This is a genomic window from Acinetobacter sp. DL27 (assembly GCF_055810995.1).
Map to the genome: position 1 here is coordinate 439,967 of NZ_CM147947.1, position 22,217 is coordinate 462,183.

19 protein-coding genes, 4 tRNA genes and 2 pseudogenes are annotated in these 22,217 nt (G+C 42.4%); 18 read left to right on the forward strand and 7 right to left on the reverse strand.

Features of this window, described 5'->3' with window-relative positions; all coding sequences use genetic code 11:
• Nucleotides 1-8: 8 nt before the first annotated feature.
• From rpsD to AC0KVP_RS02095, 5 genes are all read left to right on the forward strand, one after another.
• Nucleotides 9-635: a 30S ribosomal protein S4 gene (gene rpsD, locus AC0KVP_RS02075; protein ID WP_004691294.1), complete on the forward strand. Its 627-nt coding sequence runs from the start codon at nt 9-11 to the stop codon at nt 633-635.
• Nucleotides 636-651: 16 nt separating this feature from the next.
• Nucleotides 652-1,659, forward strand: coding sequence for a DNA-directed RNA polymerase subunit alpha (locus AC0KVP_RS02080; RefSeq protein ID WP_004691292.1), 1,008 nt, complete (start codon nt 652-654; stop codon nt 1,657-1,659).
• An 18-nt stretch (nt 1,660-1,677) separates the two neighbouring features.
• Complete coding sequence (gene rplQ, locus AC0KVP_RS02085; protein ID WP_004691290.1) at nt 1,678-2,043, forward strand: 50S ribosomal protein L17; 366 nt, start codon at nt 1,678-1,680, stop codon at nt 2,041-2,043.
• A 195-nt stretch (nt 2,044-2,238) separates the two neighbouring features.
• Nucleotides 2,239-3,729 carry a flavin-containing monooxygenase gene (locus tag AC0KVP_RS02090; protein WP_473338592.1) on the forward strand — a complete coding sequence of 497 codons (1,491 nt, stop codon included), beginning with the start codon at nt 2,239-2,241 and terminating at the stop codon, nt 3,727-3,729.
• A gap of 135 nt (nt 3,730-3,864) precedes the next feature.
• Nucleotides 3,865-4,659, forward strand: coding sequence for an alpha/beta fold hydrolase (locus tag AC0KVP_RS02095; RefSeq protein ID WP_473338594.1), 795 nt, complete (start codon nt 3,865-3,867; stop codon nt 4,657-4,659).
• A gap of 35 nt (nt 4,660-4,694) precedes the next feature.
• Here AC0KVP_RS02095 and AC0KVP_RS02100 read toward each other — a convergent pair whose 3' ends face one another.
• Nucleotides 4,695-5,867, reverse strand: a complete 1,173-nt coding sequence (locus AC0KVP_RS02100) for an acyl-CoA dehydrogenase family protein (protein ID WP_473338597.1) — start codon at nt 5,865-5,867, stop codon at nt 4,695-4,697.
• A gap of 192 nt (nt 5,868-6,059) precedes the next feature.
• Between AC0KVP_RS02100 and AC0KVP_RS02105 the strand changes: the two genes are divergently transcribed.
• The 6 genes and pseudogenes from AC0KVP_RS02105 to AC0KVP_RS02130 all read left to right on the forward strand — a co-directional run.
• Nucleotides 6,060-6,317 (forward strand): FAD assembly factor SdhE, encoded by a 258-nt coding sequence (locus AC0KVP_RS02105; protein WP_473338600.1) that lies wholly within the window; start codon nt 6,060-6,062, stop codon nt 6,315-6,317.
• Nucleotides 6,318-6,322: 5 nt separating this feature from the next.
• A complete protein-coding gene (locus AC0KVP_RS02110; RefSeq protein WP_473338604.1) occupies nt 6,323-6,709 on the forward strand; it encodes a protein YgfX in 387 nt (128 codons plus the stop codon).
• Nucleotides 6,710-7,229: 520 nt separating this feature from the next.
• A complete protein-coding gene (locus tag AC0KVP_RS02115) occupies nt 7,230-8,267 on the forward strand; it encodes a hypothetical protein (protein ID WP_473338607.1) in 1,038 nt (345 codons plus the stop codon).
• Between the two features lie 71 nt (nt 8,268-8,338).
• Entirely contained in the window at nt 8,339-8,911 is a 573-nt protein-coding gene (rrtA, locus tag AC0KVP_RS02120) for a rhombosortase (RefSeq protein WP_279688527.1), read from the forward strand.
• A gap of 182 nt (nt 8,912-9,093) precedes the next feature.
• Nucleotides 9,094-10,696 (forward strand): annotated as a pseudogene (locus AC0KVP_RS02125) (TRAP transporter large permease subunit); the annotation flags it as partial.
• Between the two features lie 140 nt (nt 10,697-10,836).
• Nucleotides 10,837-11,376: pseudogene (locus AC0KVP_RS02130) on the forward strand (TRAP transporter large permease subunit); the annotation flags it as partial.
• A 505-nt stretch (nt 11,377-11,881) separates the two neighbouring features.
• Here AC0KVP_RS02130 and AC0KVP_RS02135 read toward each other — a convergent pair.
• The 5 genes from AC0KVP_RS02135 to rnr are packed head-to-tail and all read right to left on the reverse strand — an operon-like array spanning nt 11,882 to nt 18,053.
• Nucleotides 11,882-12,304, reverse strand: coding sequence for a hypothetical protein (locus AC0KVP_RS02135; RefSeq protein ID WP_473338611.1), 423 nt, complete (start codon nt 12,302-12,304; stop codon nt 11,882-11,884).
• A 12-nt stretch (nt 12,305-12,316) separates the two neighbouring features.
• Complete coding sequence (locus AC0KVP_RS02140) at nt 12,317-12,529, reverse strand: YheV family putative zinc ribbon protein (RefSeq protein ID WP_171054267.1); 213 nt, start codon at nt 12,527-12,529, stop codon at nt 12,317-12,319.
• A 52-nt stretch (nt 12,530-12,581) separates the two neighbouring features.
• Nucleotides 12,582-14,624: a M3 family metallopeptidase gene (locus AC0KVP_RS02145; RefSeq protein WP_473340382.1), complete on the reverse strand. Its 2,043-nt coding sequence runs from the start codon at nt 14,622-14,624 to the stop codon at nt 12,582-12,584.
• Nucleotides 14,625-14,676: 52 nt separating this feature from the next.
• Nucleotides 14,677-15,558, reverse strand: coding sequence for a VanW family protein (locus tag AC0KVP_RS02150; protein ID WP_473338613.1), 882 nt, complete (start codon nt 15,556-15,558; stop codon nt 14,677-14,679).
• Nucleotides 15,559-15,614: 56 nt separating this feature from the next.
• Complete coding sequence (gene rnr, locus AC0KVP_RS02155) at nt 15,615-18,053, reverse strand: ribonuclease R (RefSeq protein WP_473340384.1); 2,439 nt, start codon at nt 18,051-18,053, stop codon at nt 15,615-15,617.
• A gap of 264 nt (nt 18,054-18,317) precedes the next feature.
• On the opposite strand from rnr, the gene AC0KVP_RS02160 reads away from it, so the two are divergent.
• The 3 genes from AC0KVP_RS02160 (at nt 18,318) to AC0KVP_RS02170 (ending at nt 18,623) form a co-directional block, all read left to right on the forward strand.
• Nucleotides 18,318-18,407: transfer RNA gene (locus AC0KVP_RS02160), tRNA-Ser, on the forward strand.
• 14 nt (nt 18,408-18,421) lie between these two features.
• A tRNA-Arg gene (locus tag AC0KVP_RS02165) sits at nt 18,422-18,498 on the forward strand.
• Between the two features lie 48 nt (nt 18,499-18,546).
• Nucleotides 18,547-18,623: transfer RNA gene (locus AC0KVP_RS02170), tRNA-Arg, on the forward strand.
• 65 nt (nt 18,624-18,688) lie between these two features.
• Here AC0KVP_RS02170 and AC0KVP_RS02175 read toward each other — a convergent pair.
• The gene (locus AC0KVP_RS02175; RefSeq protein WP_473338618.1) at nt 18,689-19,111 is read right to left on the reverse strand and encodes a hypothetical protein; all 423 of its coding nucleotides are present in this window, start codon (nt 19,109-19,111) and stop codon (nt 18,689-18,691) included.
• A gap of 41 nt (nt 19,112-19,152) precedes the next feature.
• Between AC0KVP_RS02175 and AC0KVP_RS02180 the strand changes: the two genes are divergently transcribed.
• From AC0KVP_RS02180 to AC0KVP_RS02195, 4 genes are all read left to right on the forward strand, one after another.
• Nucleotides 19,153-20,085: an IS5 family transposase gene (locus AC0KVP_RS02180; protein ID WP_473336427.1), complete on the forward strand. Its 933-nt coding sequence runs from the start codon at nt 19,153-19,155 to the stop codon at nt 20,083-20,085.
• Nucleotides 20,086-20,662: 577 nt separating this feature from the next.
• Nucleotides 20,663-20,739, forward strand: a tRNA-Arg gene (locus AC0KVP_RS02185).
• A 270-nt stretch (nt 20,740-21,009) separates the two neighbouring features.
• Nucleotides 21,010-21,507, forward strand: coding sequence for a YcxB family protein (locus AC0KVP_RS02190; RefSeq protein ID WP_183174498.1), 498 nt, complete (start codon nt 21,010-21,012; stop codon nt 21,505-21,507).
• A 42-nt stretch (nt 21,508-21,549) separates the two neighbouring features.
• Nucleotides 21,550-22,194 carry a fumarylacetoacetate hydrolase family protein gene (locus AC0KVP_RS02195; RefSeq protein ID WP_281199580.1) on the forward strand — a complete coding sequence of 215 codons (645 nt, stop codon included), beginning with the start codon at nt 21,550-21,552 and terminating at the stop codon, nt 22,192-22,194.
• Nucleotides 22,195-22,217 lie beyond the last annotated feature (23 nt).

A 22,217-nucleotide genomic window follows, 5' to 3' on the forward strand; every position in this document is an offset into this window, starting at 1 on the left:
AAACATTCATGGCTCGTTATATTGGTCCAAAATGCAAACTCTCTCGCCGCGAAGGGACAGACCTGCAATTAAAATCTGGCGTTAAACCATTTGACGTCAAAACTAAAAAAGCTGCTAAAGCTCCTGGCCAACATGGCGGAGCGCGTGGTGGCAAACAATCTGAGTACTCACTACAATTACGTGAAAAACAAAAAGTACGTCGTATGTACGGTGTTTTAGAGCGTCAATTTAGTAATTACTATAAAGAAGCTGCTCGTGTGAAAGGCGCAACTGGTGAAAACTTGTTGAAACTGCTTGAAAGCCGTCTTGATAACGTCGTTTATCGCATGGGTTTTGGTTCTACACGTGCAGAAGCTCGTCAGCTTGTATCTCACCGCTCGATCACTTTGAATGGCCGTCGTGTTAACATCGCGTCTATCCAAGTTAAAGCTGGTGATGTAATTGCTGTGCATGAAGGTGCTAAACAACAATTGCGTATCAAAAACGCAGTTGAATTAGCTGCACAACGTGGTATTCCTTCTTGGATGGAAATTGACCATTCTAAGTTGGAAGGTACGTTTAAAGCTGCACCAGATCGTTCAGATTTACCTGCTGAAATCAACGAAAGCTTGATTGTAGAATTGTATTCTAAATAATCCTTGAGGTAGCAATATGACGCGTACTGCAAATGAGTTTCTAACTCCGCAAGCGATCAAGGTCGAAGCGGTTAGCGGGACCTCGGCAAAAGTTATTCTAGAACCCTTAGAGCGTGGCTTTGGTCATACTCTGGGCAATGCTTTACGTCGCATCCTTCTTTCTTCTTTACCTGGCGCTGCTGTGGTTGAAGTTGAGATTGAAGGTGTCGAGCACGAGTACAGTACTTTGGAAGGCTTGCAGCAGGACATCGTCGAGCTCTTGCTGAACCTAAAAGGATTGTCTATTAAGCTGTTCGATCAAAATGAAGCTTATTTGACATTAGAGAAACAAGGTCCTGGCGACGTAACTGCCGCTGACCTTCGTTTACCTCATAATGTTGAAGTGGTTAACCCTGAACATTTGATCGGTACTTTAAGTGCTTCAGGCTCATTAAAAATGCGCTTGAAAGTTTCTCAAGGTCGTGGTTATGAAACTTCTGACTCGCGTTTCCCAGAAGGCGAAACTCGCCCTGTAGGTCGCTTACAGTTAGATGCTTCTTATAGCCCAATCAAACGTGTGTCTTACACAGTGGAAAACGCTCGTGTAGAACAACGTACAGACCTTGATAAATTGGTCATTGATCTTGAGACCAACGGTACAGTTGATCCTGAAGAAGCGATCCGCAAAGCGGCAACAATCTTGCAACAACAAATTGCAATTTTTGTTGACCTTCAGAAAGATCAAGCTCCTGTTGCTCAAGAACCTCGTGAAGAAGTTGATCCGATTTTGCTTCGTCCAGTAGATGATCTAGAGCTTACTGTTCGTTCTGCTAACTGTTTGAAAGCAGAAAACATTTACTACATTGGTGATCTTGTACAGCGCACTGAGGTTGAGTTACTCAAAACTCCTAACCTTGGTAAAAAATCGCTTACTGAGATCAAAGATGTTCTGGCTTCAAAAGGCTTACAACTCGGCATGCGTTTAGAGAACTGGCCACCAGCTAGTCTCCGTATGGACGATCGTTTCGCCTATCGTAGCCGTTAATTAAGTAGGACTATCACCATGCGTCATCGTAATAGTGGTGTGAAATTAGGCCGTACAAGCAGCCATCGTAAAGCGATGTTTCAAAACATGGCTAACTCTTTGTTTGAGCACGAGTTGATCAAAACAACTGTGCCTAAAGCAAAAGAGTTACGTCGTGTAGCTGAGCCTTTAATCACTTTAGCTAAAAACGATACTGTTGCAAACCGTCGCTTAGCGTTTGCTCGTACTCGTTCAGCAGCAACTGTTGGTAAATTATTTACCGTTCTTGGCCCTCGTTACAAAGAACGTAACGGCGGTTATCTACGTGTTCTTAAAGCGGGCTTCCGTGCAGGTGATGCTGCGCCGATGGCTTACGTTGAACTAGTAGATCGCGAAGTTAAATAATTTCGTAGAACTATTCAGTTGTTCTTAGAAAAAGACCAGTGTTTCACTGGTCTTTTTTTATGGGTTTTTGTTCGACAATCTTTGTATTTTGGCCTGTAGTGACATATTTTACGACAGATATGTTTAAACTTGACATTGTGTATTGTCAGTTTTATGGTTTAATAAGAACAGAATATAAGACAGGATAAAAACAACATGGATAAGCACGTCGATCTGCTCATTGTAGGTGCTGGTATTTCAGGCATTGGCCTTGCGTCACATTTAACCAAGCATTGTCCACAACGTTCGTTTGAAATTATTGAACGTCGTGACAGCTTTGGTGGAACATGGGATTTGTTTAAATACCCAGGTATTCGTTCTGATTCAGATATGTCGACCTTTGGTTTTAATTTTAAACCGTGGCAACAAGCCAGCGTTTTGGCAGATGGTTCTTCGATTAAGGGCTATTTGGCGGAAGTCATTGATGAACAGAAACTCAAAGAAAAAATTCATTTTAAGCATCGCGTACTCAGCGCCAATTATGATTCTGCTCAGAAAAAGTGGCAGGTAGTGATTGAGAATGCAAAAGGCAAAAAAGAAAACTGGATTGCAAATTTTGTGTTTGGCTGTACAGGCTATTATAACTACGACCAAGGCTACCAACCTGATTTTCCAAATAAAGAAGTATTTAAAGGCGAGTTTGTAAATCCACAGTTTTGGCCTGAAAAATTAGATTATACAGGTAAAAAAGTCGTCATTATTGGTAGTGGTGCGACAGCGATTACACTGGTGCCTGCGATTGCCAAAGGTGGTGCGGCGCATGTCACTATGCTACAACGCTCTCCAACCTATATTGCTTCGGTACCATCGATCGATTTTGTATATGACAAAATGCGTAAAGTGTTGCCGGAAGATGTGGCGTATAAATTTACCCGTGCACGTAATATTGGGATGCAACGCGGGATTTATGCACTGGCGCAGAAACAACCGAAATTGTTACGCCGACTACTGCTCCAGTCGATTAAAATGCAGCTTAAAGGTAAAGTGGACATGAAACATTTTACCCCAGAATATAATCCTTGGGACCAACGTTTATGTGTGGTGCCAGACGGTGATTTATTTAAAATTCTTCGCTCAGGCCAAGCAAGTGTTGAAACAGATCAGATAGAGCGCTTTACTGAAACGGGCCTTCAATTAAAGTCTGGTCAGCATTTAGAGGCAGATATTGTCGTCTCAGCCACAGGTCTAGAAATTCAAATCTTGGGTGGCATACAAGCAACGATTGATGGCAAACCGTTAGATACCTCTAAGCATATGTTGTATCAGGGCGTGATGGTGAGTGATGTACCGAATATGGCGATGATTATTGGCTATATTAATGCGTCATGGACTTTGAAAGTGGATATTGCAGCTGAATATATTTGTCGCTTACTCAATTATATGGATCAAAGACAGTGGGCTGAAGTGATCCCGCAAGGGGATGCGACAGAGCTGATGGAAGATACGGTCATGGGCAGTTTAAGTTCGGGTTATATTGCACGTGCCGCCAATGTAATGCCAAAACAAGGTAAACATGCGCCATGGAAAGTCAGCAATAATTATCTTGCGGATCGGAAGACATTGAAAAGTGCTTCTTTTGAGGATGGAGTACTGAAATTTGCTAAACGTGATGCAGCATTGAACCAGAAACCTAAATTGGTGTCTTAGGCTGAGTAGTTGATTTAAAAGGAGCGTAACGCTCCTTTTTTTATGGAAATGACTTTAGGGTGTTCTGTTTTTACTTTCTTAAACTGTAGGACTGGTGGATGATTTTAAAAACTTAAAAGATAAAGAATAGGGAATATGTTGAATATCTTAGAACAAAGTTACCAAGTCCCATCTGCGTCAAATATGATTCATGCTAAAAAATGGCACACTGATGCAGCAGATCACGCTTTAGCTCCGATTATTTTAATGCACGATTCATTAGGTTGTGTGGCTTTATGGCGGGATTTCCCTGCCCAACTGGCACAAGCGACCGCGCGCGTGGTCTATGCCTATGATCGTTTAGGTTTTGGTCTATCTGATGCGAGTACACAGCCACTGGCGCATAGTTTTGTCATCACTGAAGCAGAACAGACCTTTAAAGCTGTATTGGATTATTTTTCGATCCAGGATTTTGTCATCCTCGGGCATAGCGTGGGTGGGGGGATGTCTGTTGCGATTGCTGCGGCGTATCCAGAGCGTTGCCAAGGATTAATTTCAATCTCTGCACAGTATGCGGTTGAAGCACTGACACTGAAGGGGATAAGTGAAGCGAAAGTTGGCTTTCAACAAGCGGGACAAATGGAGCGTTTGGAGAGGTATCACCCAGAAAAGGCGCAGTGGGTGCTTGATGCATGGACCGAAACATGGCTATCGCCCATTTTCCAAGATTGGAATTTGGCCAGTGTGATTGATGGTGTGGGTTGTCCAGCCTTGATTATTCATGGTGAACTAGATGAATACGGCAGTACGGCACAACCCCAGCAGATTTTTGAAGGGGTGTCTGGGCAGGCTGAGCTGCATATTTTAGAAGGTTTACATCATATGCCACATAAAGAGCAACCAGAGTTGTTGGTTGCTTTGATTGCGGAGTTTCATCAAGCACATTGTTAAAAGTAAAAGCCCATCCAAAGAGGGGCTTTTTGATCTTAGAGTGAACGGGAAATTAACTCTTTCATAATTTCATTGGTTCCTGCATAAATGCGATTGGCACGATTATCTAGATAAGCTCGTGCAATCGGGTATTCCAGCATATAACCATAGCCACCATGCAGTTGTAGGCATTCATCGACAACTTTAGAAAACATCTCGGAAATTTTATATTTGGCAGCCGCTGCGGCATCAATCCCGAGACTCTCTTCCAGTTGCAATTGCATACAACGGTCGAGGTAAGCGCGGCAAAAATCGATTTCTGTACGTAACTCTGCCAGTTTAAAACGGGTATTTTGAAAGCTAGAAATCGTTTTTCCAAAAGCTTTACGTTCTTTTGTGTACTGAACGGTATGTGCCAGTGCTGCTTCTGCACCCGCTTGGCAGATGATAGCCACCAACATACGCTCCCAAGCCAGTTCTTTCATCAGCATCATAAAGCCCATGCCTTCCATACCGAGTAAATTTTCTTTGGGCACGCGAACATGATCAAAAAATAATTCACAGGTGTCTTGTCCTTTCATTCCAATTTTATTGAGAGGTTTCCCTTTACTGAACCCCGCACGATCAGCTTCTACAATAATTAATGAGAGATTGGCTGAACCTTTTTCACTGTCGCCCGTCTTACAGACCACAATCGCCATATCGCAGAGATAGCCGTTAGTAATGAAGATTTTAGAGCCATTGATAATATAGTCATCCCCGTCTAAAACAGCCGTTGTACGTACCGCTTGCAAGTCTGAGCCTGTGCCAGGTTCAGTCATCGCAATGGCTGTGACGGTTTCACCCGAAGCCATCCGCGTTAACCAATATTGTTTTTGTACTTCACTGCCAAAGTTATTGATATAGTTCGCGACAATGTCAGAGTGTAGTGAAAATCCAGTTGAGGAATCCATGGCATAGGCTTGCTCCTCGATCAAAATCATACTGTACAAACGGTCTACACCCGAGCCACCATAAGCTTCAGGCATGGTGGCGCACAGTAGTCCCATGGCGCCTGCTTTATTCCATAGTTCACGATCGACATGCTGCTGTTGTTCATATTTTTCAATATTTGGAACAACTTCTTTGGCATAAAACTTTCGCACAGTTTCTCGAAATGCCTCATGTTCAGCATTAAATAAGTTGCGCGGCAGCATATTGTTTAACGGGCGAATTGCGCCTGATTGCATGGAAGCTCATCCTGATGTTGTTATTTTGCTAAGAGAGTAGTGAAAAGCAGCACATGCGACAATGGACTGAATGCTCAAATCTATTTGATTTTTTGATGAGTTTTGCCAGTTGTTAAAATTGCGACATTTAACTAGTGGCGAGGGAGGTGTGATCGGTTAAACTAAGCCGTTTCAATTAATTTGGGGAATGTAATGACTGAAGAAATGAGCTTGGAAGAACGTAAAGTAATCTACCGTGCACGTCGTGGTTTAAAAGAAATTGATGTGTACTTTGACCCTTATGTGAAAAATTATTATCTTCAGGCTGATCCTACGGAAAAGGCCATGTTTGCGGCCTTGGTTGAACAAGAAGATCCAGATTTGCTGGATTGGTTTATGGAAGTCTCTGAGCCGCCACACCCTGAAATGAAAACCTTGATTCAAAAATTAAAGCATTATGTACACGGATAAGTGCAATGGAACATCGTCATTTTCAACTTAAACCCAGCCGTTTGGCTTATGTGTTTCAGTTGTCGATTTATGCCGTTCTGATGCTGGTCCTGTATCAGCTACTTCCTTTTGGACTGTGGCTGATCGCTTTGGTTACAGGCTTTGTGCTGTATTTGTTTTTTCTACGTGGACCGCAACATTTTCAGCTTCAGCATTTAGACGGCCGTGATTGGTCTTTGTCACTTCAGAAACAAACCAATGTGAAACGAGTTCAAATCAGCCATATTGTGGATCATCGTGCTTATATTGTGATTTATTTTCAACACTTTAGAGCAAAACCGATGTTGGTTTGGTGTGATCAGTTACCCATCACACAATGGAAAGCTCTGAAAATACTCACTAAAATGCAATAATTGTTGGACAATTTTAACTCTCGAAATTTAATTAAGCAATTGAAAAATAATAAGTATAAATATATGAAGTCTTACTTTGTCTGACATATCTGAAGAAACTGATGTGCTTTTTTGGATTGTCAGACAACTTTCCTACAGTTTTTTGATCTTAAAATGTACATTCAAATCACCAACAGCAAACAAGGAAAATCGTATGATGATCCCAACTTGGATGTTTCTAGTGGTAGCAATTGTGTTAGCGATTGTTATAGGACGATTAGGAACTGTGCTGAAGGAACGATTTGCACCAAACAAAGCCTAGCTAGGCTTCCCAGTTGATAAGTAGCATGTGCCGAACCGTCGCTATGCTACTTTTTTTTGCCTAAAAAAAAGTTGAGGCGTCATTTTAGTCAATTTTCCGCTTTTTATTTCATGGCAGAGTAGTGGTCTGATTTAGAGTAAATACTCTTTTCTTCGGAAAATGCTTCTGCTATGTTTGTCAGCATGGACATATACAATTATACAAATAGAGGACAGGAAAATGTCGCAAGTCCAAAAAATAGGCCAAGGTGTGGCTGTTGTAGCGCTTACAAGTTTATTATTTTCGGGTTGTTCACAAGTGGTTAAAACAGGCGCCAATGTTGCGCTCGGGTTTAGTGAAAAACATATTGTGCCGCCTATCTTAGCTATGGAAGATGCTGAGATGGTGTGTAACTCAGGCAATGCTTTGACGCCTGCGATTATGTCGACTAAAGACATGGGGGCAGATCCAACGCGTGTGGCAGTTCTACTTTATTCAGCATCGGGTATTTGTGCGGAAAATCAGGCGCTTGGGGCTGAGTTACGTTATTTGCGTGCCTCGAAAGCAGGCAATGTCTCTGAGGCACAGGATGCTCGGATTGAACAAAAGCGTTGGGCGGCGACTGCGGCACAACGCCAATATACGGGTTATCAGCTTTTTCAAAACCGCTGGGAAAAGAAATATAAGAAACCATTGGGCGAAGGCTGTCCAAAAATGAACAGCGATTTGGATCAAACTGTGTATATGCTGGGGATGTTGAGTGGGCTACAAGCCATGACCAATGATATTAACTCAGGTGGTGCAGTCAATGTTCCTAAAGACATTGCTGCGATTGTCGAGCGTGGGATGGTGTGTTTAGACAATGAAAAGTTTTGGGGTGCGCCGAATGCAACACGTGCGGTGATTTGGACTTTATTGCCAGGTGCGGGTGAAGGTAAACCTGATCCGTATCAGACCTTGAAACAATCGATGCAAATTGGGGAGCAAAAAGGGGTTCGCTTATCTCATGCAATGTATGCTATAGCGGCTCAAGCCAGTGGGGACGATGCCAAAATTCGTGATGCATTGAAAAGTTATGCAGCATCTTATAGCGATGAAAAACAGAGCAATCCACAATTTAAACTGATTGATAGTATGGCCTCGAGTATGGTTCAGGGCATTTCGGATCGTTATTGGACTGAACACACAGGGACACGAACTGGGGATGGTGGTATGGCGCATTTCTGGGATGAAAAAGAAGACCGTTCTGAGCTAGATGAGTTGTTTAGTGAAAGTTAACCAATTTTAAACTGAGCGGAAGCGCAGAAAAAATAACAATAAATGAAAGAGCAACACGATAAGGACATGTGATGCATGATCAATTTATGAGTCGAAAAATCATTTTGATTGCGTTTGTCGTGTCGATCTCGGCATGCCTACAGATTTTTAAAGATCAATTTATTTATTGGCGGGTCGATATTTTTCCTGAAATTTGGCGCTTGTGGACCGCGCACTGGGTGCATGTGGGATGGATTCATTTTGCACTCAATATGCTGGCTTTTATGTGTTTGCCTTTTATTTTTCCACGGGCCCGTGTCTGGCATTTTGTGGCGTTATTGCTGATTTTACCGCCGCTGATTAGTCTCAGTTTTTACTATTTTCTGGCAGATATTGAAGCCTATGCTGGGCTGTCAGGTGTGCTGCATGGGATGTTCACTGCCATAGCCATTGTCCATTTGCTGTACCGTAAAGAGCGGATGTTTGCGAGTTTGGTATTATTTCTCATTTTAGGCAAATTGATTTGGGAAAATACCTTTGGCGAAAGTGCTACGGCTGAACTGATCGGGAGTCCAGTTTTGGTCGAAGCACATTTGTTGGGCGTGATCTGGGGGATTGTGATTGCAGCTGTGTATTTAATCGGGGTGAATCTATTTGATGAGTAATCTATCGACCTAAATTCTAAAAAGAAAATCTAGATTGTCATATTCAAAAATATAAATTTGATGCAAAGATAAACAAAACAAAAATCTAAAGGCATAGAGAAAGGACAAGCTCGAGCCGACTAAAACGACAGGTTCTGCGGTGCATTGCGCTGGACAGAACGGTAATAAAAATAGGAAACAACATGCAGAATCATGGACAGCGCAGATCAGGACTCGATCTGCTGAAGTATATATGGACCGAGTGGATTTCTACTTTTTTCATTCTGATTTTACTGTTACTTACGTTGTTAATTGGTACAGGTGAAATGATCCATGGCCAATTGCTACGTATGGGTGAGCGCTTATATGGCGACCCAGCCACGGGTATGCAGTATTCTTTTTTAAGGGCAGAGCCTGCCAAGCCAGAGTGTAATCGGCAGCCGAATGTGGATGCTTTGGTCAAAACCCAAATGCAAGCCAATGCTGCGGATGAGTTCGCTGACTTTTTTGGTACAGCTTCGGAAGCTGATGTGCGTGCATCCATTTTGGCGGGTGTGCAGCAGTGTGAAGAAAAGTATCAGTTTTATGATAAAGCCATGCAACATATGGAGGCACATCCAAGTATCCGTGCCTATCGTAATTTTGAAACCACCTTTTTCGGTATTTTTAAATTCGGAACAGAAAATCGCGTCATTCTATTAATTTTTATGGTGGTTTTAGCTGCGATTAGTGCCACCTTAAAAATCCATCATATTGGTTTGCGTGGCCCTGCAACCAAGCTGGATTATCGAGTTTATAGCCTCCTGATGACATTCGGTAATGGTCTATTAACCTACTCGAGCATTAGCCAATTTAACTCAGTCAAAGATTCGGGTGTACCGATGAATGGCGAAACCCAGCTGATTTATTGGCTGTGGATGATTCTGTTTTCGGTACTCACCTTGATAAGTGTATGGCAGCTGTTTAGCCCACCGAAAGAGGCCAAAGCTGGCGGGCGTCTAGGCTTTGCTTTCCTAAGTGTGCCTCTGTATGCCTACATGGCGGTGATTACGGGTGTGGCATTTATCTTCTTCATGGACTACCCCATGGGGCAAGGGATTTACTTGGGACAATTGGTTGAGTTTTCGAGTATTTTCCTAAATTTAGCCCTGTTTATTTGGGCGGGTATGTTGTTGAAACAAACCCGTGTCGTGGATCTGTTCTTAAATATTTTGCGTCCATGGAATTTGGCGCCCGAAACACTCACCTGGTTGATTTTAATCGCTGCAGCCTTACCAACGGCATATACGGGTGCATCGGGGATCTTTGTGATTGCAGCAGGGGCGATTATTTATAAAGAAGTTTGGAATGCAGGTGGACGTCGTCAGTTTGCTTTGGCTGCAACGGCAATGTCGGGTTCGCTAGGTGTAGTTTTGCGTCCATGCTTATTGATTGTGGTGGTGGCATCTTTAAATAAAGAAGTCACGACGGACCTGCTTTATCAATATGGTGTTTACACGTTCTTACTGACCTCAACACTGTTTTTAGTGGTTTCACTCTTCTTTGCAGAGAGTAAATTCCGCATCGCGGCACCGAGTTTGGCCGCCCCGAAATCAGGGCGTGCTTTCTTAGAAGTTGTGCCTTATATCGTGATTTTTGTCCTCACGTGGATGTTCTATAAATTCTTATTAGACACTGACCTAAATGAATTTACTGCACCCGTGATGATGCCTGTGATTTTATTGATGATCGTGTTGTTTGATAAATTACGTCATCAGCCTGCGCCTTTGCCTGCTGTGGGGCATTGGGATGAGACACTCAGCGCAAATTATAACTCGGGTGGTGAACCTGCATTGGCTGGGGCTCAAGTTGCCCATGCAGAATACCGTGAAGGGCTACATGGTAATTCCGCAGATGATGGACAAGTGGTGAATCATGGGGTGGTTCAATCTAGTTCCATGGACGTGTTACGCCAAGTCGGTTTTTGGAAATCGATGCATATCTCGACCAGTGAAACCGTTGGGCACATTGGTGCTTTGGTCATTTTAATGGCACTGTCGGTGAGCGTGGGCGGATTGCTTGAACGTACGGAGGTAATGAGTTTCTTCCCAACTGATATTAGCAGTACGTTCTTGGTCATTACTCTGATTTTGGGGTTGATGGTCTTTGTTGGGATGATTATGGATCCGTTTGGCGCCGTGATCTTGATTTCTGCGACGGTTGCACCTGTGGCCTATCAATATGGTATTCATCCTGTCCATTTTTGGATGATCACCTTGATTGGCTTTGAGTTGGGCTATGTGACACCACCTGTGGCCCTTAATCATCTTTTAGCAAGACAATCCATTGGTGATGTCGAGGTGAATGAGGCCGATGAGGAAGTGCGTCATTTGTCTTTCTATTATCGTTATGAACGTTGGATTTTGCCTTTGATCGTGTTGTTCCCAGCGATGCTGATCATTGCTTATGTTCCATACTTCTTTAAGTTATTTGGCTGGTATCACTAAGTTGTGAACTTGAGTTAGAACATAAAAAGCATCTTCGGATGCTTTTTTTTAATGCTTTAGCTTTATTGATGATGCTGGTCAGTAAACTGATTTCTTTGCAGAGACTATAGTCAAATCACTATAAAACTCATATAGCTAACTCTATGAATTATTTTGAGTTTTTTGGAATAATGTGTGGATAATAAAGTAGTTTGACTATACCAATCAAATCAAAACAAAGTACAAGGATATTGCTAAGCGTCCCATCTTAAAAAATCAGCCCTTACTTAAGCTCAATGATAAGAGCTAATCGACAAATACACTCCTTCTAAAAGATATCCTTGGTATGAGCTAGGGGTTGTGATGTATAACGACTAGAGACTTTATCACTGGAGGTAGTTCAAAAGAGATGATGAGTTATGTAATGGCTTAGTGCTGATTGAAAAGATAGGTGAAGCAGCAGGGCAAAAAAATACGTTAGCGTATCAGTCGATAGGCTAACGTCTTTAAAAATAACAACTGTATTTTACTGTGCAGCCAATTGTGCTTCTAACAGTTTAATTTGTTCTTCTTTGAGCTTTACGAGTTCATCGGCATCTTTATGCTGTGCTTGCAAGCTCTTTTCCTGTTCCTTTAACTGACTTTGAATATCGTCCAGTTTTGCCACTTCTTCTTTGGCAAGTGAGGCATTTTCAGGTACAGGTGCTTTTAAAATTTCTTCTTCAACCAGTTTAATAGTGTTGTCTGCCATGGCGGTCGAAGCTGCTTTTTCAGCTTCTGGAAGGGTCTTCACGGTCGGCTGAATCAACTCCGCTTGGTGCACCGGTGTTGCTGCAGACTCTTGTGCAGCAAACAACCACTGATAAAGTGCGAAAATCGCAATGATTGCAACTAAACCTGCTGTAATACCCCAGAGTAATTTAGGGTTGTTGTGTTGTACGGATGACATTCGATTCAACCTTTATTCTTTGGATTGACGTGGTTTAAATTGAATGACCCCAACCTCGTCAGGGATAGCGGGGATCTGAGGCTCGTCTACATGAGTTGGACGATTCTCAGAATAACCACAGTCGATACATTCAATCCATTCATCGTCATTCGAGGTAAGCATAACAACTCGATCCATCGCCTGACATTTAGGACATTTTGCACCTGCAATGAAACGACGTTTAATAGTCATTAGACTTACCTTCTGAACAATTTAGGCGCCTAGTTTACTCACTTTTTTAGCGGTTCGTCCAACCTTGATGACGAAGTAAAGCATCTATTTTTGGCTCGCGTCCACGGAAATTGATAAATGCATCAAGCGCTGTATCTTTTCCGCCAACTGCTAGAATAAACTGGCGAAATTCTTTTCCAGTGGCAGTATTAAAAATCCCTTCATTTTCGAAACGATCGAAGGCATCACTGGCCAAAACTTCCGCCCATTTATAAGAATAATAACCTGCTGCATAGCCGCCTGCGAAAATATGGCTGAAGCTATGCTGGAAGCGGTTATAAGGCGTGGTCTCTAAAACAGCATATTGTGTACGGATCTCATTTAAGGTGGCTTGGACTTGGTCCGCTTTCAAAGCAGGAGCTGCTTTATGAATGCTGAGGTCGAACAAGGCAAACTCAATTTGACGTAAACTTTGCATGCCAGATTGGAAGAAACGCGCATCCAGCAAGGCTTTCAGTAGACTTTCTGGTAAGGTTTCTTGGGTGTCAATATGTGCACTGAGTAGGTCTAAACTTTCAGTATCCCATGCCCAAAACTCCATGAATTGGCTTGGTAACTCTACGGCATCCCATGCCACGCCGTGTGTCCCCGCAACCGCAATATTGTCAACTTCTGTCAACATATGATGTAAACCATGTCCAAATTCATGGAACAAGGTAATCACTTCATCATGAGTCAGCAACGCTGCTTGATCTCCCACAGGTGGCGTAAAGTTACACACCATATAGCAAATCGGTTTTTGTAGGCCTTGCGTTGTTTGGGTGCGAGAGCGGAAACCACTCATCCATGCGCCACCACGTTTGCCCTGACGTGCATAGAGGTCAAAGTAGAATCCACCGACCACTGCACCTTGATCTTCTAGTTCAAAATAGCGTGCATCTGCGTGCCAAACAGGGGCTTCACGCTCCACAATTTGAATCCCATAAAGACGGTTCACAATGCTAAATAAGCCCTGCAAAATCTTGGGTGCAGGGAAGTAGGGCTTGAGTGCTTCTTGAGATAAATTGAACTGTTGGACTTTCAATTTTTCCGAATAATACGTGCTGTCCCACGGTTTTAAATCCTCAATGCCATCTTCAGCAGCAATAGCTTTCAGCTCCGCCACTTCTTTGAGTGCGGGGGCACGTGAATGTTCAGCTAAATCACGTAAGAACTGATCTACCGTTGCTACATTTGGCGCCATTTTGCTGGCCAATGAAAGCTCGGCGTAGTTGTTGAAACCTAACAGTGCAGCCATTTCCTGACGCAGGCTTAAGATTTCTTCCATCACTGCGGTGTTATCAAACTCAGCGTGTTCAGACTGATCAGATGCACGTGTGGTGTAGGCACGATACAGTTCTTCGCGTAAAGGGCGGTTTTCCGCATAGGTCATAATTGCCAGATACGACGGGAAGTCTAAAGTGGCAACGGGTTGATCCAGTTCACGCTGCTGACCATATTGTTTTAACAGCTCAATACTGCTTTGTGGTAAGCCTGCCAGTTCGTGTTCCGCTAAAGGTTTGAAATAGGCTTGTGTTGCATCCAGAACATGGTTGGAAAAGTCGGACGATAGTTGTGATAAACGTGCCGAAATTTCTGCATAACGTTTTTTGGCTTCGCCTTCTAAAGCCACCCCTGACAGTTTGAAGTCGCGCAGTGCAAGTTTAATTGCACTTTGTTGGGCTTCAGGGAGGTGATCAAATTGTGCAGCATCATGAATGTGTTGATAGGTTTGATACAGTGCTGTGTGTTGACCTAACTCGGTATAGTATTCACTTAAGCTTGGTAATAGTGACTGGTACACCTCACGAGTTTCAGCATTGTTCATCACCGCATTGAGGTGGGACAGCACGCCCCATGCTTCACTCATATTATTTTCTAAATGATCAACTTGTTCTAAAACAGCAAGCTGTGCCTGAATCGATTCAGGGACTTCGCTCAGGTCTTTTAAAAAACTTTGACCCTGTTGAATTGCCTGTTCGATCTGCTGTTGGAGTTGTACTAAGGTGATTTGATCAAACTGTGGAACAGGCAAGGTTGCTTTTTCTAATGTCATGCGTTTAAGCCAAATTAAATGTTCAGTTATCACTAGATGTAAGGGTGATGCACTGGGAAATCAAGTTCTAATTGGTTTTGATGTTTTGCGCTGCTTGAAATTCAGCCCATGATCGGTAGTGCTGGTCAATGTGTGAGGGCTGATAAAGCACTTTGGCAAAGTTACGGGTCATGCATTCAGTTGCTAAGATTTCACCGCTTTTATATTTTTCTTTACGGTGTCGCCAAATTTCGTTTTGTCGGTAGTAATCCGTCCCGATTTTTAGGAAGGCATGCTGTTGCTCAAACACATGGTAGACATAGCCTAAATCGGCGGAGCAGCGTAGTTCACCTTCTAAACATTTCTCACTAAACCACAGCCGAATTTGAAAGCTATGTGGGGTGGGGTTGTAAAATTGATAATCGATATAGTTATAAAAAATTGCAGCGCCACTACCAAAAGGAAGTACACGACCATGATCTGGGAAAGGGTCAAAGGAGTGCTGTGAACGTTGTACTACTTGCAACGGGCTATGCAAGACAAGCCAGTGAATGAGATTGGCAATTTGGCAAATACCGCCGCCGATGCCACCGCGTGCTTGACCAAAGCTGAGTTCCATTCCCTCAACATAGCCTTTTTGAGTTGTTGGTTTTCCCACTAACTGACAAAAAGAAAAAGTCTGTTGTGGGTGGATTAAAATCCCAGAAATACACGGACTGGCAATTTTGAGATTGATGACTTTATTGTGTTGCCAGTGCTGATCGCTGTCGCCTAATTTACGAATCAGAACGGACTGATGCTTTTTGACGCGAAAAGCCAAAGGGGCGTTAGAAAATGAATGTGCGTAGTCTTTCCCATCTGTTTTCCATTGCCAATAGCGCATCATACGTCGGCTACGCGTGGCCATGAAGTAAAGCAAGGGATGATATTGGCTGATAGGTTTGCTTAAAAATAAACGCAAAAAGTTCATGTTGGCCCTATGAAAAAAGGTGCTAGAACATTAAGCCCTAGCACCTTTTACATCATTTACTCAGTTTTCGCTTTTGCATTTGATTTTTTCTTTTTAGGTTTCGACTTTTTCTTCACTTTATCTTTAACCTTTGTTTCAGACTTTGATGAAGATTTTTTACCAGGCTTTTTGCTGTAGGAGCTAGGTTGGGATTTATCTTTTTTGCGTCGTATGGGCTGGTCTCCGCTGTTACTGGGAGAGGCGTTTGTCGACTCGCTAAAGACTTCTTCTTTACTTTCGCTTCGTGCTGTTTTGACTTTGCCAACACGAGGAGCTCGACTACGTATGGGCCGACCACCATGTGAGAGTTGCTGCAATAATTCAAAATCAATTTTGCGGTCTTCTAAATTCACTGCTGCAACTTTGATTTTCACTTCATCGCCCAAGCTAAAGCTTTGACCGCGTGCCTGCCCAATTAAGCTCTGACTTGGTTGGTCATAGACAAAGTAGTCATCGCCCAGTTGGCTGACATGGATCATGCCGTCAACATATAAGTCTTTGAGCGTGACAAATAGACCAAATTCTGCCACGGCAGAAATGGTACCAACAAATTCTTCACCCAAATGCTGCTGCATATAATGACATTTCAACCATGTGGTGACAGAGCGAGACGCTTCATCTGCACGACGTTCAGTCGCCGAGAAATGTTGACCAGCATCATCTAAAGCGGCCCCTGAAAGAGGTGCAGGTTTATGTTTTAACTTGGCTTTAATGGCACGGTGTAACAACAAGTCTGGGTAGCGACGAATTGGAGAAGTGAAGTGTGTATACGCTTCATATGCTAAACCAAAGTGACCTGCGTTATTCGCGCCGTAGTAGGCTTGCATCATCGAACGTAGCAGCACGGCATGGATACTTGGAGCATCAATACGGTCTTTGGTTGCATCAATCACGGCTTGGTAGTCTTTCTGAGTCGGCTGTTCTGGGAATGATAGACCTAGAAGTTTGACAAAATCGCGTACTTTTTGAATACGTGAAAACTCAGGTGGCTCATGAATACGGTATAACATTGGCACATCATGTTGTAGCGCATATTCAGCCGCTGCCACGTTTGCCAACAACATACATTCTTCAATCAGTTTGTGCGCATCATTACGCGTACGCGGTAAAATTTCCTTAATACCGCCCAGCTCATCAAAGGTCATGTAAGTTTCAACGGTTTCAAATTCCATGGCATGACGTTCTGCACGTAAACCTTTGAGGACTTGATAAAGTTGGAACAGGGTATTCAAGGATTTGCGCACATCACGGTCTTCAGGAATGGCACTGCTGTCGCCTTCAAAGTATTGGGCAACATTGGTATAGGTTAAACGTGCCTTTGAGTGCATCACAGATGGGTAGAATTCAAATTTGGTGACGCGACCAGCACGTGACAGGTTTAAATCACAGACCATACACAGACGGTCCACATGCGGATTGAGTGAACATAAGCCATTCGAAAGAGCTTCAGGCAACATCGGTAAAACAAAGTGCGGGAAATACACCGATGTACCACGTTCTTGAGCTTCATTATCCAGCGGTTTGCCTGAACGGACATAGTGACTGACATCTGCAATCGCCACCACCACACGGTAACCGCCGCCTGAACGTTTTTCTGCATAGACTGCATCATCAAAGTCGCGTGCATCTTCACCATCAATAGTGACTAAGGCTAAATCTCGTAGGTCAATACGACCTTCACGGTCCTGCGCTGAAGGCTCTTTAAAGCTTTCTGCTTCTTTAATCACTTCTTCTGGGAATTCATACGGCAAACCAAACTCTAAAATGGTTTGCGGAATAATAATTTCAGTGTCGGCCTTGTCTGCCATCGATTGCACAATATGACCTGTCGCCAACTCATCTTTGGTTGGGTAGTCATCAATTGCGACACGAACCGAATCGCCCACTTTGACTTGTGCGTGTTCGATTAACTCTTTTTCTAAGGTAATTGGTTGGTGCGCATTGGGATTTGCTGGCTGAATAAAGTATTCACCATCATGTATTGATACTTTACCAATGATTTGCTTCACACGGTGTTGCACTACCTCGGTAATAAAGCCCCAAGCTTTACCTTTGCGGTCCACTGAGGTTTGACGCACTTTAACACGGTCACCATTAAACACTTGGCGCAGTTCGCGTTCAGGCAGAAGTAAGTCTTCATGCCCTGCAATATTCGCCGTGCCAAAGCCTTTACTGTTAATGTAGACGGTTGCTTCATGTTCAGGTTGCTCTTCGGCAATTTGAAACTTGAAGCCATCTTTCATCAGTTGACCATCACGAACCATCGCAATTAAGCGATGGCTGAGCGCTTCAATACTTTTTTGATCTGCAATGTTAAAAATTTCGACCAAGTCTGCATGCGATAAAGCCGTCTTTTTTTCTTCGATGGTTTCTAAAATGAGCGTGCGGCTCGGAATAGGGTTGTCATAACGTTCAGCTTCAGCTTTTGCTTCAGGATCGACCCAATTTTTCATAATGTCTTTGGCTGTATGTCAGTAGATAGGATTAGCATAAGTCATGCGAAGACAGACTGCACGCAAATGATTGCAATATTGTGTTTTATGTCGACAATTTAGAATATCTGTTGTTTTATTCAACATGCAGATATAGAGAAAAGAAGAAATTCGGATGAATCCGCCCTAAATTGTTTAAAAAGTATTTAATTGAACAGAAATATGCAAAAAATTGAGTGTCTGTGCTTGCAGTGCTGGCATGAAGTTTGTATTATGGCCGCACGTTACGGTGAGATGGGTGAGTGGCTGAAACCACATCCCTGCTAAGGATGCGTACGGGTAACTGTACCGAGGGTTCGAATCCCTCTCTCACCGCCAACTTTACTTATGTCGCGCTCATAGCTCAGCTGGATAGAGCACTTGGCTACGAACTAAGGGGTCGGGAGTTCGAATCTCTCTGAGCGCACCAATAAGTAAACTGTATGTAACGTATCGCCTGAATTGGCACACAAGTAATGCGCTCATAGCTCAGCTGGATAGAGCACTTGGCTACGAACTAAGGGGTCGGGAGTTCGAATCTCTCTGAGCGCACCAACTTGAACAATCAACCGCACATGTTGCGGTTTTTTTGTGTCTGATCGTTTTATATTTGAAAAATATTAATTTTTCAAGAATGTAATTAATGTGATTGCAATTAAATAGCAGTAACACATACAGATTGCGATAATAATAGTTTTATTGATCTTTTTTTGCATTTTAATATTTTGAGGAATACTATCGGAAATCTGAAAAGATGCCACAGATCCGAAGAATAAATAACTTATAAATATGAGTATGAGTGAAATCCATAAACTATTTTTTTTATTAGAAATAGAGTTTTGATCATCTGGAGGTGTAGTTAAATAATTAAATGTTTGTTGGCGATTATTTTGATCTATGAAAACGATGTCTTTTAAATGTAGTGAAGTATATCGCCCTGTCCGTTTATGTATTTGAGCATAAAAAAGTACGCTTTCAACTTTTATTTCAGATGAATAAGCTAATTTACAGATATTTTTTAGTTTGTTGGGGCTTTGTTGCACAAACCTACCGATAAAGTCTTATTCGGCAATATAATTCGCAAATGAATAAGCCCACACCTAAAATCTATCGTACAACCAATTGGTCTTCTTATAACAGTGCATTAATAAATCGAGGAAATCTCTCAATTTGGTTCGATCCCAAGACTCAATGGTACGCTCAACCCAAAGGTAAACATGGTCGAAATCAAACTTATTCAGATACAGCCATCCAATGCTGTCTGATGATCAAATCCCTATTTCGATTGTCTTTACGCATGGTCACTGGCTTTGTGCAAAGTCTCATTCATCTTTGTAGATTAGATTGGACAGCACCAGACTATTCCACCATCTGCAGAAGACAAAAGCATATTGATATTGCAATTAACTATCAAAAAAGCAGTAATGGTCTCCAGCTACTCGTCGATTCTACTGGCTTAAAGTTTCTAGGCGAAGGTGAATGGAAGCGTAAGAAACACCAACCTGAATATCGTCGCCAATGGCGTAAACTTCATATTGGTATAGATGCTGAAACCCTTCAAATACGCGCTATTCAACTCACTACAAATAATGTGAGTGATTCACAAGTGCTTGGTGATTTACTCGATCAGATTCCACAAGATGATCAGATTGACTCTGTTTATACCGATGGAGCTTATGACACCAAGCAATGCCGTCAGGTCATTGCAGATCGGCAAGCGCATGCGGTGATTCCGCCAAGAAAAAATGCGAAACCTTGGAAAGATACAAAGATCAGCTCGCTAGAGCGAAATGAATTACTTCGAACAGTTAAACGTTTAGGCAGGACACTATGGAAAAAATGGTCAGGCTATCATCGGCGAAGTTTGGTCGAAACTAAGATGCATTGCATCAAATTATTGGGGGATAAACTCAGTTCGAGAAACTTTCAAAGCCAAGTCAATGAGATGCATGCACGTGTAGCAGTATTAAATAAATTCACAGAGTTAGGCCGACCTCACACCCAAGTTGCCACTTAAATTTGAGTAGATATGGGAAATCTTAATTTTTAAATCTTTGTGCAACAAAGCCGTTTGTTGGTACAAAGTTGAGAATAAAATACGTCACCATTCTGGCTTATATATAGGCTTTTACGATTGTCTCGAAATTTTGACACGGTAAAAAAATAGTTTGAATTCATATGCCTTTCAAATACGTGCCATTCGTTTGAGTGTAAGCTTTCAATATGTCGAACTTGATTTTTTATTGTTTTAATAGAATAGCCAATGACGATGAGCAGGATAAGTACAGATGCTATTGCTGGTCCAATTTTACTCATGTTTAAAGTTGATTGATCTGTTTGATTTGGCATTTGTATCTTAAATTAATTTTATGTAATTCTTCTATTTGATTATAAAGAATCTCATACTAGTTGTGGTTGCTGTTTGTGAATTTGCACTAATTTTTAATGTATTGAGTGAATGTTGTAATTATTTATATATTTTTTAGCGACTTAATCCGATTTATGTACGATTAATAAACATTTGATGGTTTGTTACTACAAAATGACTTATCAAAATGAAATAAACCATATACAATGCACCCCATCAAGACGTCGCGCTCATAGCTCAGCTGGATAGAGCACTTGGCTACGAACTAAGGGGTCGGGAGTTCGAATCTCTCTGAGCGCACCAACTTGATCAATATTGAAAAAACCGCACATGTTGCGGTTTTTTTGTGCCTGCACTTTCTGTTCAGTAGAAATCCATAGCATGGATGGATCTTTTTCCGTAGTTATTCAGTTGTTTCTTACATCTCCGTTTTATGATGTGGCTCTTATATCGGTATGGCCTCGGCTTGAGTGGATTACCAGCTAATCAACATCGATCTGCTAAAGTCCTAAAATAATGACCGATTGTGTTGTAGTATTGAGCACAATATTTTTAGCTATTTGATATAACCCTATGTCAGAGAACAAGCCTGCATTATCGACACGTTATTTCCTTACTTTAGAAGAATCCCAAGATGGTTTTGCCTTAGCGACCTTTGGTAAAAAGCAAATGACGCGTTTTATCACGCCGTTGATTAGTGTCGGGATTATTGTGTGGGGCTTTATGCTCGGCTTTTCAGGCGTCGGTCGCTACTATGTGGCATTGGGTATATTTTTCTTAGTTTTACAAATTCTCATGCGCTATTCGTTCCTGCCGATGATGTTTAAGCGCCAATTTGTGAAATATCAGTTTGGTAAAAGTGAGCAAGGCATCGATTTATACCAAGATTATGCGGAAATTTATGCCAATGGTCGCAAGCAAGTGGTCCATTATAATGAAGTGCAAAAGTTTGCCAGTGGCAAGTTGACCTATATGCTTGAGCTGAAAAACCGTACTGTGGTGATTGTGCCTAAGCGTGCGTTGGCCGATAGTGCGGATCAAGCAAAATTTGAAAATACTTTCAAAAAATAAGCATTTTGTTCCATAACACCATCAAAAAATCAGAGGAAGATCATGAGTACACGTCCATCTAAAATTGTCTGTGTCGGTCGTAGTTATGCAGACCATGCCAAAGAATTAGGCAATTCGATTCCTGATCGTCCGGTTTTATTTATCAAACCACCGAGCAGTTTGCTCAGTTTAGATGCGGGCATCTCTTGGAATCCTGCATGGGGCAGCTGCCATTATGAATGTGAACTGGTTTTACGCATTGACCATCGCCTAAGCAAAGCAACCGATCCAGCTCAAGCCCTTCAAGCGGTAGGGGCTGTAACTTTAGGTTTGGACTTAACCTTGCGTGACTTACAAGATGATTTGAAAACCAAAGGCCAGCCTTGGGAACGTGCCAAAGCCTTTGATGGTTCGTGTGTACTGGCAGACTGGGTTGCTGTTTCCGATGTGGTACAGGACTGGGATGATGTGCATTACAGTTTTCATGTCAATGATGAGCTGCGCCAAGCGGGCAACACTGCACACTTAATTTTTGACATTGGCACCTTGTTGGCCGACATTAGCCAAGTCTTCACTTTGGAAGCGGGCGATGTAGTCATGACAGGTACACCTGCTGGGGTGGCTGCACTACAGGCGGGTGAACAGTTGAAAATGACTCTAAAAGGGAAAAACCAAGATTATTCTTGGAATACCTTTGTTCAAGCTTAATTCACAGGCTTTCAAACCCCATC